The organism is Dyadobacter linearis (assembly GCF_907165045.1).
Taxonomy (GTDB): Bacteria; Bacteroidota; Bacteroidia; order Cytophagales; family Spirosomataceae; genus Dyadobacter; species Dyadobacter linearis.
The window spans coordinates 888918-905702 of record NZ_CAJRAU010000001.1 but is presented as its reverse complement, the minus strand read 5'-3'; the positions used below and the strand labels follow the sequence as shown (position 1 = coordinate 905702).

The 16785-nt window shown below is 45.4% G+C and carries 24 protein-coding genes; 9 read left to right on the top strand and 15 right to left on the bottom strand.

What is annotated here, in order from left to right:
- Positions 1-132 precede the first annotated feature (132 nt).
- The 5 genes from KOD92_RS03700 to KOD92_RS03680 form a co-directional block, all read right to left on the bottom strand.
- Positions 133-537, bottom strand: a complete 405-nt coding sequence (locus tag KOD92_RS03700; protein WP_215232157.1) for a type II toxin-antitoxin system RelE/ParE family toxin — start codon at positions 535-537, stop codon at positions 133-135.
- Entirely contained in the window at positions 534-1001 is a 468-nt protein-coding gene (locus KOD92_RS03695) for a hypothetical protein (RefSeq protein WP_215232156.1), read from the bottom strand. The genes KOD92_RS03700 and KOD92_RS03695 overlap by 4 nt, the downstream gene beginning before the upstream one ends.
- Before the next feature lie 68 nt (positions 1002-1069).
- A complete protein-coding gene (locus KOD92_RS03690; protein ID WP_215232155.1) occupies positions 1070-1315 on the bottom strand; it encodes a HigA family addiction module antitoxin in 246 nt (81 codons plus the stop codon).
- A 252-nt stretch (positions 1316-1567) separates the two neighbouring features.
- Positions 1568-1987, bottom strand: a complete 420-nt coding sequence (locus KOD92_RS03685) for a helix-turn-helix domain-containing protein (RefSeq protein WP_215232154.1) — start codon at positions 1985-1987, stop codon at positions 1568-1570.
- Positions 1988-2087: 100 nt separating this feature from the next.
- The gene (locus KOD92_RS03680) at positions 2088-2450 is read right to left on the bottom strand and encodes a cupin domain-containing protein (RefSeq protein ID WP_229254504.1); all 363 of its coding nucleotides are present in this window, start codon (positions 2448-2450) and stop codon (positions 2088-2090) included.
- A gap of 137 nt (positions 2451-2587) precedes the next feature.
- Between KOD92_RS03680 and KOD92_RS03675 the strand changes: the two genes are divergently transcribed.
- Positions 2588-2725, top strand: a complete 138-nt coding sequence (locus KOD92_RS03675; RefSeq protein WP_215232153.1) for a DUF2256 domain-containing protein — start codon at positions 2588-2590, stop codon at positions 2723-2725.
- Between the two features lie 28 nt (positions 2726-2753).
- Here KOD92_RS03675 and KOD92_RS03670 read toward each other — a convergent pair whose 3' ends face one another.
- Positions 2754-3875 carry an aldo/keto reductase gene (locus tag KOD92_RS03670; RefSeq protein WP_215232152.1) on the bottom strand — a complete coding sequence of 374 codons (1122 nt, stop codon included), beginning with the start codon at positions 3873-3875 and terminating at the stop codon, positions 2754-2756.
- Between the two features lie 63 nt (positions 3876-3938).
- Positions 3939-4781, bottom strand: a complete 843-nt coding sequence (locus KOD92_RS03665; protein ID WP_215232151.1) for a helix-turn-helix domain-containing protein — start codon at positions 4779-4781, stop codon at positions 3939-3941.
- 105 nt (positions 4782-4886) lie between these two features.
- Between KOD92_RS03665 and KOD92_RS03660 the strand changes: the two genes are divergently transcribed.
- Positions 4887-5420 carry a peptide-methionine (S)-S-oxide reductase gene (locus tag KOD92_RS03660; RefSeq protein WP_215232150.1) on the top strand — a complete coding sequence of 178 codons (534 nt, stop codon included), beginning with the start codon at positions 4887-4889 and terminating at the stop codon, positions 5418-5420.
- Here KOD92_RS03660 and KOD92_RS03655 read toward each other — a convergent pair.
- From KOD92_RS03655 to KOD92_RS03635, 5 genes are all read right to left on the bottom strand, one after another.
- Positions 5392-5847, bottom strand: coding sequence for a DUF1905 domain-containing protein (locus tag KOD92_RS03655; protein ID WP_215232149.1), 456 nt, complete (start codon positions 5845-5847; stop codon positions 5392-5394). The two genes, KOD92_RS03660 and KOD92_RS03655, sit on opposite strands and share 29 nt — an antisense overlap.
- Before the next feature lie 161 nt (positions 5848-6008).
- The gene (locus KOD92_RS03650) at positions 6009-6359 is read right to left on the bottom strand and encodes a DUF1016 N-terminal domain-containing protein (protein ID WP_215232148.1); all 351 of its coding nucleotides are present in this window, start codon (positions 6357-6359) and stop codon (positions 6009-6011) included.
- Positions 6356-6775 (bottom strand): helix-turn-helix domain-containing protein, encoded by a 420-nt coding sequence (locus KOD92_RS03645; RefSeq protein ID WP_215232147.1) that lies wholly within the window; start codon positions 6773-6775, stop codon positions 6356-6358. Before KOD92_RS03645 ends, KOD92_RS03650 begins: the two co-directional genes overlap by 4 nt.
- 111 nt (positions 6776-6886) lie before the next feature.
- The gene (locus tag KOD92_RS03640; RefSeq protein ID WP_215232146.1) at positions 6887-7231 is read right to left on the bottom strand and encodes a nuclear transport factor 2 family protein; all 345 of its coding nucleotides are present in this window, start codon (positions 7229-7231) and stop codon (positions 6887-6889) included.
- 116 nt (positions 7232-7347) lie between these two features.
- Complete coding sequence (locus tag KOD92_RS03635) at positions 7348-7626, bottom strand: hypothetical protein (protein WP_215232145.1); 279 nt, start codon at positions 7624-7626, stop codon at positions 7348-7350.
- 111 nt (positions 7627-7737) lie between these two features.
- Here KOD92_RS03635 and KOD92_RS03630 point away from each other — a divergent pair, with 111 nt between their 5' ends.
- On the top strand, positions 7738-7890 hold the full coding sequence (locus tag KOD92_RS03630) for a DUF2256 domain-containing protein (protein ID WP_215232144.1): 153 nt from the start codon (positions 7738-7740) through the stop codon (positions 7888-7890).
- Positions 7891-7892: 2 nt separating this feature from the next.
- Here KOD92_RS03630 and KOD92_RS03625 read toward each other — a convergent pair whose 3' ends face one another.
- A complete protein-coding gene (locus KOD92_RS03625; protein ID WP_215232143.1) occupies positions 7893-8567 on the bottom strand; it encodes a hypothetical protein in 675 nt (224 codons plus the stop codon).
- Between the two features lie 265 nt (positions 8568-8832).
- Between KOD92_RS03625 and KOD92_RS03620 the strand changes: the two genes are divergently transcribed.
- The 5 genes from KOD92_RS03620 to KOD92_RS03600 are packed head-to-tail and all read left to right on the top strand — an operon-like array spanning position 8833 to position 14024.
- Positions 8833-9879 (top strand): sensor histidine kinase, encoded by a 1047-nt coding sequence (locus KOD92_RS03620; RefSeq protein WP_215232142.1) that lies wholly within the window; start codon positions 8833-8835, stop codon positions 9877-9879.
- Positions 9879-10595 carry a LytR/AlgR family response regulator transcription factor gene (locus KOD92_RS03615; protein ID WP_215232141.1) on the top strand — a complete coding sequence of 239 codons (717 nt, stop codon included), beginning with the start codon at positions 9879-9881 and terminating at the stop codon, positions 10593-10595. Before KOD92_RS03620 ends, KOD92_RS03615 begins: the two co-directional genes overlap by 1 nt.
- 12 nt (positions 10596-10607) lie before the next feature.
- Positions 10608-11087 carry a (2Fe-2S)-binding protein gene (locus tag KOD92_RS03610; protein WP_215232140.1) on the top strand — a complete coding sequence of 160 codons (480 nt, stop codon included), beginning with the start codon at positions 10608-10610 and terminating at the stop codon, positions 11085-11087.
- Positions 11088-11111: 24 nt separating this feature from the next.
- A complete protein-coding gene (locus KOD92_RS03605; protein WP_215232139.1) occupies positions 11112-11753 on the top strand; it encodes a hypothetical protein in 642 nt (213 codons plus the stop codon).
- A gap of 18 nt (positions 11754-11771) precedes the next feature.
- Complete coding sequence (locus KOD92_RS03600) at positions 11772-14024, top strand: xanthine dehydrogenase family protein molybdopterin-binding subunit (RefSeq protein ID WP_215232138.1); 2253 nt, start codon at positions 11772-11774, stop codon at positions 14022-14024.
- Positions 14025-14105: 81 nt separating this feature from the next.
- Here KOD92_RS03600 and KOD92_RS03595 read toward each other — a convergent pair whose 3' ends face one another.
- Positions 14106-15296 (bottom strand): zinc-dependent alcohol dehydrogenase, encoded by a 1191-nt coding sequence (locus KOD92_RS03595; RefSeq protein WP_215232137.1) that lies wholly within the window; start codon positions 15294-15296, stop codon positions 14106-14108.
- Positions 15277-16086: a YgaP-like transmembrane domain gene (locus KOD92_RS03590; protein WP_215232136.1), complete on the bottom strand. Its 810-nt coding sequence runs from the start codon at positions 16084-16086 to the stop codon at positions 15277-15279. Before KOD92_RS03590 ends, KOD92_RS03595 begins: the two co-directional genes overlap by 20 nt.
- Before the next feature lie 341 nt (positions 16087-16427).
- Here KOD92_RS03590 and KOD92_RS03585 point away from each other — a divergent pair, with 341 nt between their 5' ends.
- The gene (locus KOD92_RS03585) at positions 16428-16757 is read left to right on the top strand and encodes a helix-turn-helix domain-containing protein (RefSeq protein WP_215232135.1); all 330 of its coding nucleotides are present in this window, start codon (positions 16428-16430) and stop codon (positions 16755-16757) included.
- The last annotated feature ends 28 nt before the right edge of the window (positions 16758-16785 follow it).

Genomic DNA, 16785 nt, shown 5'->3' with positions numbered 1-16785 from the left:
TCGTTTGGAACGGCCATTAACATAGAATTAGAATGAATTTCCAGCAACTAATCGATGACATTGCAACTCATTTATCAAAGCACCATGAGCGTCACAAAATTTAAAGCTTATCCGTGTTTTTTGGAACAAATATTACTGAACAGCCCTAAATATCAACTGCCTCTTACTTTCATGCCTCGTGACCAACAGAAATCTCCCCAATTTAATATCTGAAATCAAGTCTTTAAGAAGTTGTGTTTTGGCGTCGTCGGTTATATTTGGTGATCCGTCGGGGCCGGTTTTTGGATGGAGGAACAGTAAATACAGGTTATCGCCTTTTACGATAACGTAAAAATAGGTGCGGTATCCGCCAGATCCTCCTAAACGCTTTTTGATATATGGATTTTCGGCATGGCCTCCTAAACGTTTGCCACCTGAGAAATCTATTTTTTCTGCGAAGAAATAATCGACAATTTCTTTTTCCAAATCTCTGTACGCATTCTTCTTGCTAAGCTTTTTGAATATTTTCTCAAACTCAACGGTGCAGAATATTCTCATAAAAGATTTGAAAGCTCATTCATTGCATCATTGAATTCTTTGGAGTTAGGCAATGTAATTACTGCGGATCTTAGATCAGAAATCGCTTCACCTAATTCTTCAATTGATTCTTTGTATGCCTTGAACTCCCTTGCTGCAATCCCATTTTTAATTACAGGTTGAATCGTTTCAATGTATTCCAACTCCAAATCATACCAAATTTGGGAGGAGTCGAGTAATCCGACGATGGTCTCTTTTACTTTTTCATCCGAAATGTCAACCCAAGTAAGTTCGGCGAGGTAGGTGCTGACGGTTTTGGCGCTTGCAGTCTTTCTTGTCAGGCTGTCTTGTAACTTATTAATCGCCAGGCTGATGGAGGAAACCAGATCCTTCTGGTCTTTTACGACTTTTCCTGTTGCCGTAGTAGATACAGCCTTTCTTAGTCCCTGGGTGAGTCTATGAATATTTGGCTTGGTCGCAATCATGGTCAATATTTTAGTCTTCTTTAATAAATCTTTGCTGACTAAGGTAACAAATTAAAGCAAAAAAAGAATCAGCATTGAGGTTGTACAGCTAACCAAAACTCGGCATCCGTGTTAGGGAACGCAGCGCCCAAACGAATTGCCATTTCGGGTGACACCGCAGATTCTCCATTGATAATTGCGGACAGGGTTTTCCTGGTTGTTCCCAATATTGCGGCCACCTGCTCAACGGTGAGTCTTTTTCCTGTTTCCGCATAAATTCCGTCAAGCGTTTCGCGGATAACTTCGCCTGGATGGGCGGGATCAATCAAAATCATAGCAATGCTCCTGTTTATGATAACCTATAAAGCCAACGTCTAAGGCATTCTCTCCCTATTACTTGTCTCGAATTGTAAAGCCGCAGAGCGGCTTCCTGTTTCTAGAACAACGATATCAGTTTTATGGCAAAGGCCCCAGCGGGGCCTCCTGATTAATCGCAAATTCACAGGAGGCCCCGCCGGGGCCCAACAAATTATTATCATTGATTTCTAGAAACAGGTTGCTCCTCCGGAGCTTTGCGGTTCACCTATTTACCGCCCCCCAGTCAACCGCTCCAACCGCCCCATCATCTCATCCTTCTCCTTCAACATCCGCTCATACAAAGCAATCTTCTCCTCATGAAGTTGAATAATCTTTTCTACTGGATGTAAATGGAAGGTGCCGAAATTGAAGGAGTTTTCGACCTTATCAAATGTATTTGCAATAATATTCACAGCCTGCTCCTCATCAAAATTCCGAATTGCCTCCGCAGGAATCTTCAAAATCGCCGCAACCTGCTCCAAAATATCGGAGTCAATCTTTTCCCTCTGTTCTAGCAGCGAGACTTTTTGTTGGTTCCAATCTTCGCCTAGTTCGAATGCGAGCGCGTCTTGTTTGATCGCGAGCATTTCCCGAAATCTTTTGAGATTGCGGCCTTCGTGGATCTTGGGATTGGAGGTAGTATGTGTCATTTGGAAAGGGTGTTTGGTTAAAAAGGCAATTTATGTAAATCTCCCGGGAAGTGCTTAGATATCTTACAGGCGTCGCGATGTATGTTACCGGGCAATTGTGTTAGGAATTGGTCGCAGCAGGATCGGTAACGACCGTTTCGAGTTTGGAATATTCCATTGTCAGGTTTACTGAACGTTCTCCCTTAGGACGGGTTCGGTGGACGATGTTTTTGGGAATTGTAAAAAGCTGACCAGGAAGTAATTCAATGCTTTCTGTTTCTAAATCAATGATTAATACACCTTCAACGGTCAGGAACGTCTCGTCCGAATTGGGATGGTAATGCCAGTAATAACTTTCGGTCATTACACTTAGTCTCACAACATGGTCATTCAACTCAGCTACTGTAAAATTTGCATAGCTGTCTGTTACCGCCCGGGTAAGTTCAGCAATATCGAGTCGGGTAAGCGGGGCTGCGTTCATCATGGCTTTTGATAAAATAACATCGGATACATAGATACAAAATCTGCGCGAGCGTACGCATTAGAAAACCGGTCTTACGCCCGCAGCTTTTCGTAAGTTACTAAGTCCAAATAATAGTTGATCACTCACAGAAGTGTAAAATGAAGGGAGTGAAAAAACAAGACCTGCCGCAGAAGATTTGTGTAGTCTGTGGCAGGCCATTTACCTGGCAGAAGAATTGGGAAAAGGTTTGGGATGAAGTCAAATATTGCACTGAAAAGTGTCGGCACATGAAATGAATCGCCGCCTAACTCTTTTTCCGTTTGTTTACAATGTATAATCAATCGAGCTCATATGTGCTTCACCCATTCTTTCACCGTAAATAGGAAATTTGGATAACATGGTATCGATATCCTGAAAATCCTTTTGGGTCAGAACAAGGTTTTGAGCACCTAAATTCTCTAATAAGTGGTCTTCGAAACGCGTACCGGGAATCGGTACAATACTTGGACTTTTTGCAAGTAACCAGGCAAGCGCTACCTGTGAAGGTTTAGCATTCTTGTTTGCTGCATATCCTTTAAGCCATTCAATCAGAGGCATATTCAATGGCATGAATTCTTTCGAATAGCGTGGGAAGCCAGCCCGGAAATCGGTTTCCTTATCAAACTTTGTCGTAGTGTCATACTTTCCCGTCAAAAATCCTGATCCTAGCGGCGACCACGGCACAAAGCCGATCCCTAATTCTTCACAGGTTTTCAATACACCATTCAATTCAACATTTCGTGTCCACATGGAATACTCCGATTGTACGGCACTAACCGGCTGCACGGCATGGGCGCGACGAATCGTTCTTGGGCTTGCTTCCGAAAGGCCAAAATGTAAAACCTTCCCTTGTTGAATAAGGTCTTTAATCGTACCGGCAACATCCTCAATAGGTACATTCGGATCAACGCGATGCTGATAATAAAGGTCAATGTAGTCTGTTCGCAGGCGCTTCAAGGATTCTTCAACTACCTTTTTAATTCTTTTAGGCCGGCTGTCCAATGCAACGGTTCCATCAATTGCAAATCCGAACTTCGTAGCAATTTTCACCTGATCACGAAAAGGTTGAAGCGCTTCTCCCACAAGTATTTCATCCGTGTACGGACCATAAACTTCGGCAGTGTCAAAAAAGGTGACACCATTTTCAAATGCTGTTCGGATCGTTTTGATAGACTGCTGGTGGTCGGCAGGTGGATTGTAATTTCCGGCCATATTCATGCAGCCCAGGCCGAGTTCTGAAACTTCAAGGCTTCCTAGTTCACGTGTTTTCATCTTTGGTTCTACTTTGTTGGTTGCTTTATTAACTGATTCAGATTTGCCGGAGGCAAATGCAGCGGGTAGGGGAGCCAGCGTTATCGCTGTTCCCGTGAGTGCTGTGTTTTTTAAAAAACTTCGTCGTGTTATCATGATACAAAAGTCATAATAACCGGAGTCCGGAAATAAAGAAAAACAAAGTTAAAAGTATGAAAATCAAAGGTGGCTGGATCTTACAGCTTTGGGAACGCTGCCGGTTTTCTTTTTGAAAAAATTGTTGAAATAGGTGGGGTATTCAAATCCAAGCGCGTAAGCTATCTCTGTTATATTCCAGTCTGTATGTTGCAAAAGAGCTTTCGCTTCGGCGATAATCCTGTCGCTGATGAGGGTGGATGTTGCTTTGCCGGTAATTTCTTTCACCGCGCTGTTCAGATAATTAATATGGACCGATAAGTATCCGGCATAGTCCTGGGCAGTTCTTAACGTGAGCGGTTGATCCGTACTTTCAATTGGAAACTGGCGCTCCAATAGTTCGAGAAATACAGAAGTAATCCGCGCTGCGGCATTATTATGCCTGATGTTACTTTCGGAAGGCTGCATTTTCAGCGCCTCGTGGATGATCAGGCTCATATAATTTCTAATCAGCTCATCCTTAAATGCATATTCGGTTTCCTGCTCTTTGATCATCTCCTCGAATAGCCCTGTCAACTTCTTCTTTTGAGTTTCATTGAGACCAAAAATGGGTGTTCCGCCAATTTTGAAAAGCGGCGATTGTAGCAGACTTTCCGAGCGTTCATTCAGGTTCATAAAATCCTCCGTGAACAGGCAGGTGTATCCATAATGCTCTTCCGACCTCGGTTCGCAGGAATACGGGATACGCGGATTTCCGAAAAACAAAAAGGTATCCTCCGTTTCAATACTCCGTTCGGCATAGTTGAACAGAAACCGGCCAGTTGTAATATTGATCTTATAGAAATCCTTGCGGCTATAACTGTATCCGCCTGATTTGCTATTTGTTTTGTAAACTTTAAAACCCGTGAGTTTAAGTTGATCGCTCATCTTGCAAAACTAAGAAAAACAAAGGTGGTATTCGCATCCGCAGATATCGTGGCCTTGTAACATTTTGTGTTTCGCTGACGTTGAACTTGTGAAAAGCCAAATTGAATGTCTGCTGCAAACAAAATCGGGTTGGGAGGGAGCTGCCATTGGTGTACCGAGGCAATATTTCAATCGTTGAAAGGCGTGATCCAGGTAAGTCAGGGCTGGATTGAGGCGGACAATGATTCAGCCGGATTTTCAGAAGCAGTAATTGTTGAATTTAATCCCGATATGATTTCCCTGGAAAACCTCATTGAAGTTCACCTTCACACGCACAGCTGCACGTCCGAACATTCCATGCGATCGAAGTACCGATCCGCAGTTTATACTTTCAATGACGATCAGGTAATCCCAGCAAAAGAGGCTATTAGAATGTTACAGAAGCAATTCGAGGATCCAATTATTACAAAAGTGATTCCCTTCAAAAACTTCAAATTGAACAATGAGCAATATCTGGATTACTACTACCAAAACCCTGACAAACCGTTTTGCAAAACTTTCATTGACCCTAAATTGAAGATTTTATTAAACCAGTTTTCGAGCCACGTGAATGAAGAAAAAGTCGCTCATACTACGATAACTTTTTCACAACAGCCATGATCTTTTGTTCCTGCCTGCTTTCATTTGGTTGTGAGAGAATTGTATTCATAATTTCTTCCTGCTCCTCATCCGGCAGAGCTTTGAATTTCTTCAAAATCCCGGCATCTTCAAACAGATCAAGCAACTGATCTTTTGAGCTCAGTTTATTGTCTGAATTCTTGTACATGGTCACCACCACTTCATCGCCGCCACCTTTGTTAATGGCTTTTCTAATGGTGCCATTCACAGAAATCATTTTATCCGCATCCGTAACCGGCGCGAGGTTCAAGTTTTCGAACTCATAACCGTCAATGGTACCCGATACCTTCATTTCACCCCAGCTCCCCCGAATGTCTTTCGTTCCCGGTATCACCAAATGATACGTCCACGCACCCTTACCGGGTTCATGCCGGAGAATTAGCTTTTCGTTTTTTAGGAGTGTTTTCATGTTTTGGGTTGGGGGGCTAATAAGAGTCACTTGTCTTCTTTTGACTTAAGTGCTTCTCAATCAGCCTCTTCTCGCGCTCTATCTCGGCAATCAACTCTTCCTCCGTCGGCAGATAAAGCAGATACTTGGTAGCAAACAACTGCTTGCTATCATTTAAAATGCTATACTTTTATGAGCCGGTAATGTGTCCAGCTCAATTCCCTACGCACTGCGTAAGATTTTTGGTTATCAGAAAAAGTCAGATAAGATTTTCGGAAATTTTCAAGGTTTGCTACTGAAAATCCTTTGCCGATTTCGCGGCTTAAATCCTTCGAAAGTTGCTTGATAATACCTTCTCCATAGGCCGCTCGGATTTCCCCAAACTGTTCTTCTTCCACGATTCTTTTGCCGATCTGCCAATAAGCTTCAAGCATCGCTGTATTGACGGCCCTGTAAGCATTTTGTCTTGCAGATTGTAAAATGCGAACAACATCCTGTATTAAGGACATTTCCGAAGACTTGGATTCGATCATCGCGTTAGTAGTTTCTCCAACCTCCCCATCATTTCATCCTTCTCCTTCAACATCCGTTCATAAAGCTCCATTTTATCGTCGTGAAGCTTTTTCAATTCTTCAATCGGATTGATGTTAAAAGTAGCGTAGATATTTACTCCGCTCGATTGGTCGTGAAATGTATTGGATATAATATTAATTGCCTGCTCCTCATCAAAATTCCGAATCGCCTCCGCTGGTATCTTCAAAATAGCCGCAACCTGCTCCAAGATATCCGAATCGATCTTTTCCTTTTGTTCAAGTAGGGAGATTTTCTGCTGGTTCCAGTCGTCGCCGAGCTCGAATGCGAGATGATCTTGTTTAATCGCGAGCATTTCTCTGAAACGCTTCAAATTTCGGCCTTCATGAATCTTTGGATTGGAGGTAGTATGTGCCATTGTGGAAGGTGTTTTGGTTTAAAAAAGCAATTTATGTAAATCTCCCGGGAAGTGCCGAGATAATTTACAGGCCTCTTGTTGTATGTTACCAAGTCACACATTCAGCCTCTCCTAGTGCTCAATCTCCATCACCCGCACCTTCCCATTCTCAAAAGTATAGACGTGAAATAACACCGTATCACTCAAAATTTCACCTTTCAGATTCTTTATAACTTGATGCACTTTAATGGCAATCCGGCCGTCTGGCTTCGCATCAAATGAAATCGGCTCGACCACGGGATAAATCTCTTGCCATTGTCGCAGCCAGTAGGCCCGCACTTCCTCGTGCCCGGAAATGTAGCCGCCCTCCCAGCCATTAGGCCAGCTCACGTCTGTGTGCAAATGCGCCAGAACTGCATCGATCCGGCGAGCATTGAAATCCTGGTAAAGCTGGCGAAGTAGTGTTTGATAGTCCATAAGATGGTTTGGTTTGAAATTCCAAAACTACGTCTTGACTGTCTCTTCCAATGTCGGCAAACATTGAGATTTAGTTGCAATTAGCGATGCGTGTTCAGGTTTCTATCCCTGATATCTTACGAACGATAAAAACCATAAATGACAAAACCCACCAATATCGATTCGGTGATCCAGATGGTGCGGGTGTTTGAATGTGAGATTCGTCGAATCAGCCAGTGGCCAACCAGGCATGCTGCCATGATCAGCAGCCCAAGAACAATTTCGAGCGGATAGTCCCGCTTCTGGTCCGGTGTTCCATAAAGCACATAAAACGTTCCATGCAGAATTTCGTACATGCCCAGCAATGCGCCCAGCGTAAGAGGTGTGATCCAGATCAATAACTTCTCAATATTCATTTTCGTAAGCATTGGTTAGCAAGGTTCTTCCACAAAAATTGGTCTAACATTTAACGCTTTTCGTAAGTTAACAAGTCCAAATGAATAGTTGGTTACCTACCAGATTTCACCATGAAAGGAACAAAAAAACAAGACCTGCCGCAGAAAACTTGCGTAGTCTGCGGCAGGCCATTTACCTGGCGGAAGAAGTGGGAAAAAGTTTGGGATGAAGTCAAATATTGCAGTGAAAAGTGTCGGCGGAACAGAGTTGCGGCAACTGGCTGACATTACCGTTGCGCAATGACCGCATTCACCTTATAGGCGTTCCTCATTTTTTCTCGCTCCACACGATACACAAACCGCTTTTTATCAATCGATAAAATCACCTGCGCCGAGTCGGCCAAAATAGGTGAAATATCAATGTGCCTTCTGTACTGATCATGACTTGTAAATTCCTGATAAACAACCCGATCCCGGTAGTCTGCGATCTCGATTTTGTATCTTATGCTTTCGGGATTGTCGACAGCCACGCGCACTTTACCTTCGGCATTAATGGACACATGAATTCGGTAGGACATCTTGGAAGCATCGGCTTCCAGGCTTTGTGAGGAATGCGTTGGCTTCGATTTGGCAGGGTCGGAGGGAAGCTCCTCGGTTTTAAGGCGGGCAATTACCAATTTGTTTGCCGAAATGTCGGAGAGAAGTTTGTTAAGACGTCGTTGGGTTCGCTTGTTTTGCTTGATATATTTTTCGGGAACATCCTCTTTATAAAGCAGTTCACTACCATTTCCGAAAAATTGGACCTCTGTATTTCTGGATTTGACATCGGTCAATATCCGCCAGTGGTAGCCAGAAGAATCTGCATTCAGAGCAAGATAACCCTGCGGCGCGGATTGTGCTTGTGTAAATTGCCCGAAATGTAGGGCCGGTAAAACGAGTAATAGGAGTGACAATTTGCGCATGACGAGGTAATGTTTTAGTTGAACTTGTTTGCATTGCATAAGCAAGTAGCCCAACATTTACATTACAAATCTGGATTTTAGACGTACTACGCCGCCACTTTCCTACATCACCTAAAAAGCAGGTAATGACATTATTCAGGGATTACGGCACCTTTTTCCGTTTAGAAAATACGTTTGGGAGGCAAATGGTGTCGTTGGGCGAAAGTCTGGATTTCTGATTTGCCAATTTCTTAGTTTTAAGCCTTGAAGACTTCAAAAATTACGAATGATTCGCGTCTCAACCCTTAGGCCGCCGAGGGAGCTTTGGACACAAAGTTTTTTCTGGCTGTGCTTTTTTCTGTTTGAATGGCTCAATACGGGCGCATATCTGGACAATTTCCAGCAAAGCCTCTGTCTGATCAGCATGCAACTGCCGCTGTTGATCATCGCGGCCTACTGGCATTTGCTTGTCACGGTGCGTAAGTTTTTGCTCCACCGGCGTATGGTGGCATTCTGGTTATCGCTTTTGATCGGGTTAGTCGTTTTCGGCATATTGAGGCGTGCGATCAATTACAACTGGTATTACCCAGTTTATTATCCCGAAGCATTGACCAAACCGTTTCTTTATTTGCCCAAAATCATGGCTGAGGCTATGCAGCTGCATCTGGTTGTGGCGCTTTTTGTAGCTGTCGACCTGGTAAGGCACGCACTTTATCAGCAAAGTCTGAGTGAGACTTACCGACGTGAAAAAGTCTCGGCCGAGTATCGGTTGTTGCAATCACAAGTGCAGCCCCATTTTCTTTTTAATACATTAAATAATCTCACATCAGTCTCCATTCAGCAGCCCGACAAAATGCCTAACCTGTTACAACGTCTGGCAGGGTTATTGAGCTATCAACTGCATGAAAGTCACAGGGATTCCGTGCCGCTATCGAAGGAAATCGCTTATCTGAAAGATTACATTTCTCTCGAACAAATCCGTTACGGCGACCGGCTGGACATTCAGACTAATTTCAATTACCTCTCAGCGGCGGGCGAGGTAAGAGTGCCACCGCTGCTTTTGTTACCATTTGTAGAAAATGCATTCAAACACGGAGCCGCGCAAACGGAGGGCGACTGCTGGATACAAATCAACCTGTCACTGAATGATAAACGGCTGATCTTTTCGGTTGAAAATTCAGTTCAATCCGATACGAAAGTGCCATTCCAGTCGGGTTTGGGACTTATTAATCTTAAAAAGCGACTTGAAATCCTGTTCTCGGACAGTTACGAATTGGTGACGATGCCGGAAGAGGGACAGTTTTTAGCAGTGTTAAAATTCAATATCGACTGATGGGGATCCGCTGTTTTGTGCTAGACGATGAGCCACTGGCTACCGACCTGATGCAGGATTACATCAGCCGTTTGCCCGATCTTGAACTCGTGGGCATTTCCAACAGTCCCACGCAAGGCCTTCAACTATTACAGCAATTGCAGGCTGAGGTTATTTTTCTTGATATACAAATGCCCCGGCTCACAGGCTTCGATTTATTGCGACCATTGGGTTACCGTCCCAAAGTCATTTTCACTACCGCATTTCGGGAGTACGCTTTGGATAGTTATGAGTTTGATGTTGTCGATTTTTTGGTCAAACCCATATCCTTCGAGCGATTTCTCCAATCGGTAGGGAAAATTTACCGTTTTTCCCCAAGCAATGCGACGCAGCAGGAACAAGCTCAGGTTGCGCCAGTTGCCCGCGAATACCAGTATTTCAAGGTAGATAAGGAAATGGTCAAAATATTTCTCGATGATATTTTCTGGGTCGAAAGTCTGAAAGATTATGTGAAGCTGCACACCCGGTCGGGCGCGCTGGTGTCTTACCTGCGGATCAGTTACCTGGAAGAAAAGCTTCCGCACGACCGTTTTATCCGCATTCATAAATCTTTTATCATCTCCCTCGACCACATTCAGGCCATCAGCGCGAATTACGTGCGGATCGGCAACGAGGAAATCCCGATTGGAAGAAATTACAAAGCAGGCCTGGACAAAATTCTTCAAAACTCACATTAAACATCATTCACCATGGCGAAAATCACATTAAACATTAACAAAAAAGATTATCCGCTGGAAGCCGACCCGCAGATGCCACTTTTGTGGGCGATCCGCGATCTGGCCGGGCTGAAAGGCACCAAATATGGCTGCGGCGTGGCGCAATGCGGCGCTTGCGTGGTGCATTTGGATGGAGAAGCAGTGCGTTCGTGTGTGACGAAAGTGATCCGAGCGGCTGGCAAAAAGGTAGTGACGATCGAAGGTTTGTCCGAAACAAATTCACACCCGGTACAGAAAGCCTGGCAGGAAATCGACGTGCCGCAATGTGGTTATTGCCATTCCGGGCAGATCATGTCTGCCGCCGTGCTCCTGCGCGAAAAGCCCAACCCCACAGACCAGGATATTGACGATGCAATGGCTGGTAACATTTGCCGTTGTGGCACGTATTTGCGCATTCGTGAAGCGATCCATACAGCTGCGGATTTGCAGAAAAAAACGGGTACGAAAGGTTAATCACTCCATTTTCAAAATCACTTTATGAAGCAAAAACCAGAAAATGGCGCGAAACGATTCGTTTCTAAAAAAGCAGTCACGATGCTATCAATATTCATATTTATTGTCGCGGTCGGAGCATCTGCATTTAGAAATGATTTACCTGAAAAAGAAATCAAATTCAACACCATTACCCGCGATAGTGTGGCGTCTGTTCAGGCTTTTGAGATAGTCTATAAAACGCTGATGAGCCCGCGATGTATGAACTGCCATCCGGCCGGTGATGTGCCGCTGCAAGGTGATGATAGTCATTTGCATGCAATGGGGCCCAAACGTGGCGTGGACGGAAAGGGCGTTTATGCCATGAAATGTTCCAATTGTCATCAGGAAACGAATGTTGCGGGCCTGCACATGCCTCCCGGAAATCCCGACTGGCATTTACCGCCTGCTGCTTTGAAAATGGTTTTTCAGGGAAAAAGTGCGCATGAGCTGGCCAAACAGCTGGTTGACAAAAAGCAGAACGGAAACAAGGATATGCAAAAGCTGATCGAGCACGCCGACGACGGATTGGTGCTCGCAGGCTGGAACCCGGGTGAAGGCAGAACATTACCGCCGGTAACGCACGCAGAATTTAAAAAAGCCTGGATCACGTGGCTACAAAGTGGCGCTTTTGCTCCCAAAAAATAACTTCAAACCGACTTCACCATGAACCAAGATAAAACAGGCCTAGACAGGCGCTCATTTTTGAAGGCATCGCTCATGTCCGGCGGAGGGCTTATGCTGACCGTTAGCTGGTTATCCAGCTTTAAATCGGCTGATAAAAGCGAAATGCTAAATTTGCCCGAGCAATGGGCGACCTTAAATGGTTACATTCATATAATGCCAGATAACAAGGTAAAACTCATTTGTCCTAACCCTGAATTCGGGCAAAATGTAATGACTTCCCTGCCCATGATGCTGGCCGAGGAACTGGACGTGGACTGGAAAAACGTGACTGTCGAAATGGGGCCACATGATCCTGCGAAGCTCGGGGCTCAGTTTACGGGCGGAAGCAATTCCGTGCGCATGTACTGGAAACCACTTCGCGAAGCCGGTGCTGCCGCGAGGCAAATGCTGCGTGAAGCTGCCGCCCAAACCTGGAATGTGCCGGTCGGCGAGGTGACGACCAAAGCAGGAATCTTGTCGCATTCAAGTGGGAAATCGGCTAAGTATGGCGATATGGCCAGCAAAGCAGCCAGCATTCCAGTCCCGAAAGATTTGAAACTGAAAGCGCCTAAGGATTTTACGATTATCAGGAATTCTAAAAAGAATGTTGAAATCAAAAAAATCACTTCCGGCAAGCCGCTTTTCGGGTTGGATTATAGTGTAGACGGCATGCTGATCGCCATGATCCAGCACCCGCCTGCTTTTGGAATGAAACTCAAATCCTTTGATGCTGCCGAAACACTAAAAATGCCTGGTATTAAAGATGTTTTTACTCAAAAATTATATGCGGACGATTTGGAACAAGGCGGTTTTGATACACGCACATTCAATGACCTGCTTGTTATCGTTGGCAATAGCACCTGGGAAGTGATGAATGCTCGCAAAAAGCTGGTCGCCAACTGGGAGCCTGCGGGTGATTTGAAAGATAAAATTGGTGGCAGAGGTGGCGTAAAAGAGGTTACCATCCCGGGAGCGCTCGAAAGTACGACCACGCAATTGCAGCAAATGCAGGAATACGCAGCCAAGCCTGCTCAGGAATTAAGAAGGGACGGCGATCCTGAATCTGCATTTAAGAATGCTGCCCAAGTGATCGAGCGGACATACAATGGGCCTTTTCTGGCGCATAATACGATGGAACCGATGAATTTCTTCGCGCACGTCACCGCAGATAAAGCGTTGTTAGTCGGGCCGTTACAGGCTCCGGGCTGGACAGAACCAATGCTTTCGAAGCTCTTGAACCTGCCCCCCGACAAAATTGAAATCCAAATGACACGAATGGGCGGTGGCTTTGGTCGCCGGGCATATGGACATTATCTCTACGAAGCTGCATTGATTTCCAAAAAAATGAAAGCGCCGGTGAAGCTGATGTACACCCGCGAGGACGACATGACCTACGGCATTTACCGCCCCATGTACACCGCGACTTACCGCGCAGCTTTGGACGCCAATAAAAACCTGATCGCTTTTCATGTAAAAGGCGGCGGCATTCCCGAGCATCCTATTCATGCCAACCGGTTTCCGGCTGGTGCCGTTGACAATTACCTGGCGGAAGGCTGGCAGATCGCATCCAACATTACCATCGGCGCTTTCCGGGCTCCGCGTTCCAATTTCAATGCAGCTGCCGAGCAATCCTTCTTGGATGAAGTAGCAGAAGCCGCCGGCAAAGATCCGATCGCATTCAGGCTGGAACTCTTGAAAAGGGCCAAAGAAAAACCGGTTGGTAAAAACAACGAATATGACGCCGATCGCTATGCCGGCGTGCTGGAATTGGTACGTGATAAATCCAATTGGAACAAGCCCGGAAACGAAAAGTATAAACGTGGTGTAGCCGCTTATTTCTGTCACAATTCTTATGCTGCACACGTGGTAGATATGGTCACGCGCGACGGGCAACCTTATGTTGAGCGTGTTTTCAGTGCGATGGATTGCGGAATTGTGATCAATCCGGATGCTGCTACGAATATGGTGCAGGGCGCTGTTGTCGATGGAATTGGCAATGCACTTTACGGCCAACTTACTCATAAGGACGGAGCCGCCCAGCAAAGCAACTTCCACAATTACAGGATGATCCGGATGAACGAAGCGCCGAAAAGCGTGGAAGTGCATTTTGTCCAGAATGACCTGGATCCAACCGGATTAGGGGAACCGCCATTCCCACCAGTTTTCGGTGCAGTGGCGAATGCATTATATAAAATGAAAGGCAAACGTTATTACAATCAGCCGTTTAAAGATGAAACAGAGAAAGTAATTTGATCGAGATTTAAAGCAGAAAGCGGGTGTCTTACTTAAATGAGACATCCGCTTTCTGTTTCTTTCGATAATCGTTTTGCCGTTTTAAGCCGGTTGCATTGTCTTTTGCGGATCGAAAACCACACGCATACAATTGTCTTCTTTTTTGGTAAACATATCATATCCCTGCTGTCCCTGATCCAGGCCCATTTTATGGGTTACTAAAAAAGATGGGTCAACTTCGCCGTTTTGAACGTGTTCGAGCAACTTCGGAATGTATTTTGGCCCGTGCATTTGTCCCATCCTGAAATTTAGGGCCTTGTTCATCGCTGCGCCCATTGGAATCTTGTCTACAAAACCGCTGTAAACGCCCACAATGGAAACTGTACCACCTTTGCGGCAAGCCATAATGGCGTCGCGCAACACGAGTGGACGGTCATTTTCAATCCGCGCCCATTGTTTGGCTTTGTCATACGCATAACCAAAGCCGGACCCTGATGCTTCCATCCCCACAGCATCAATACAGCAATCAGGGCCGCGGCCTCCGGTTAAATCTTTCAAAGCTTCCAGAATCTCAACTTCTGTAAAATTGAGGGTTTCAGCTTTGCTTTTTTCTTTCGCTACTCCAAGCCGGTATTGCTCGCGATCGATCGCGATTACCCGCTCTGCGCCCATGAGCCACGCACTTTGCATCGCCATTTGGCCTACACCGCCTGCTCCCCAAACTGCAACCACGCTACCTGGTTTAATGTTCGCCATATCCGCCGCCATATACCCGGTTGGAAATGCATCGGAACAAAAGATAACCGAGTCATCTTGCAGACCCTCAGGTACTTTGAAAGCGCCATTGTCCGCAAAAGGAACCCTAATATATTGTGCGTGACTACCAGCATACCCGCCGAAAGCATGGGTGTAACCAAAAATGCCGGCCATCGTATCCCCGTACAACTTTTCGGGGATGTATGCATTCGGATTTGTATTATCACAAAGCGAAAAGGATTGCTCGTTGCAATAATGACATTCGCCGCAAGCAATGACCGAAGCCACCACCACGCGATCGCCCTTTACGAACTTTCTGACATCCCGGCCAGTTTCGACGACCTCGCCCATAAACTCATGTCCGAGTACGTCGCCAGCCTTCACAGTAGGGATAAAGCCATTGATGATATGCAGGTCCGACCCGCAAACCGAGGACAAAGTCACGCGCACGATCATGTCCTTTGGGCTGATGATTTCAGGATCCGGCACGTTTTCCACCCGCAGATCCTTTACGCTGTTATAACAAAGGGCTTTCATATTCTTTCTCAATTTTATCGTGAGTAGTATCGTCAAATGTCAGCTTCTTGCCCGAGGGCTGCGCTTCGCTTACAGGAATTTCGCCTGTTTCCATCAGCCTTTTAAAGCGACGCAAATCTTCTTTCACCATTTGTTTGAAAGCCGGATTAAACAGCTTTGCGATGGTAGTACCGATTGCACCTGCCGGCGGCAAATACTTGATAATCACATAAATCTCCGTCCCCTGGTTACCGGGTGCATCTTTGAACAAAACCTCTCCCGAATTGTCAACGGCTGCATTAGCCACCGATCGCCAGCTGAGCTTTTCATTTGCGATGTCTTCTACAATCTCGGCGTCCCAGGAAATCTTGCCCACACCACCTGGAACCGGTGCAACCCAATGTGATCTTCTGTTATCGATCTGCTTCACCGATTCAAGGTGCTGCATGAAATTGGGCAGGTTTTCAAGATTGCGCCAGTACATGTAAACCTCCGCCCTGGGTTTGTTAATGGTCAGGCTTTTGGTGATCTCTGTCGAATCGACCGGCTGTTTGGCTGATTCCTTTTGCATGCGATTGGTGACGGGACAGTAACCCGAAGCGCCTCTTTCAAATAAGGCTGCACCCGCGGCTCCAACCAGCAGGCCAGGCATTGAAAATTTCCGTAGTCCGAAATACATCAGCGCAAGTCCCGCGGCGGCCGATACGATCCGCTCGGTGGAACCCACATTGATGTAAGATGAACCCGTCGGCTGCGGCTTAATCACGCCGCGATCGATGAATTCAGATGAAGTGATTTTGATTGTTGCCATCGCTTTTAATTTAAGTGAGTGGAAAGTGCAGCGCCCAGGAAAACAACGTTCCAGCTAATTTGAAGTTGGTACGTGATTTTATTTTGTGTTAACTATCTGTTATTGAACATATTAGAAATATTTTGAACCTTTCCGCAGTAGATGGAATTCCCCATTCCGTGGTATAAAGGCCGGTTGTAATGTTCCGGCCGCATGTTACAGCCAGCAAATAGGAAGGCAGATTTTGACAATGTTACCTAATTAGCTAACTTTATAAAAACTTAACACACACTATATCAGCAATAAGCGGAAGTTTATCAGGAATATATGCCTGGCAGAAAAACTTGAAAATCAATATTTCGATGAACAACGGAACTCTAAATAAGGAACTAATCTCATTTTCGTCACATCTTGACGATCAATATGGAAAGCAGGGATCGGCTGAGCGAGAGCAATACGAAGAAGAGTTCGAAGCCTTCAAATTAGGAGCTATGATTCAGGAGTTGAGGAAGAAACAGGGTTTGACACAAGAGCAACTTGCTGATAAATGTGGTACGACGAAAACTTATATTTCACGCATTGAGAATAATGCGAGCGATATTCGGCTGTCGACTTTGATGCGGATTGTAAGAGAGGGTTTGGGTGGGAACTTGAAGTTGAGTGTGACGGATCGAGGACTGCGATTTCAGTAAGTTCTTACTGAAATCGAAAATTTGTACA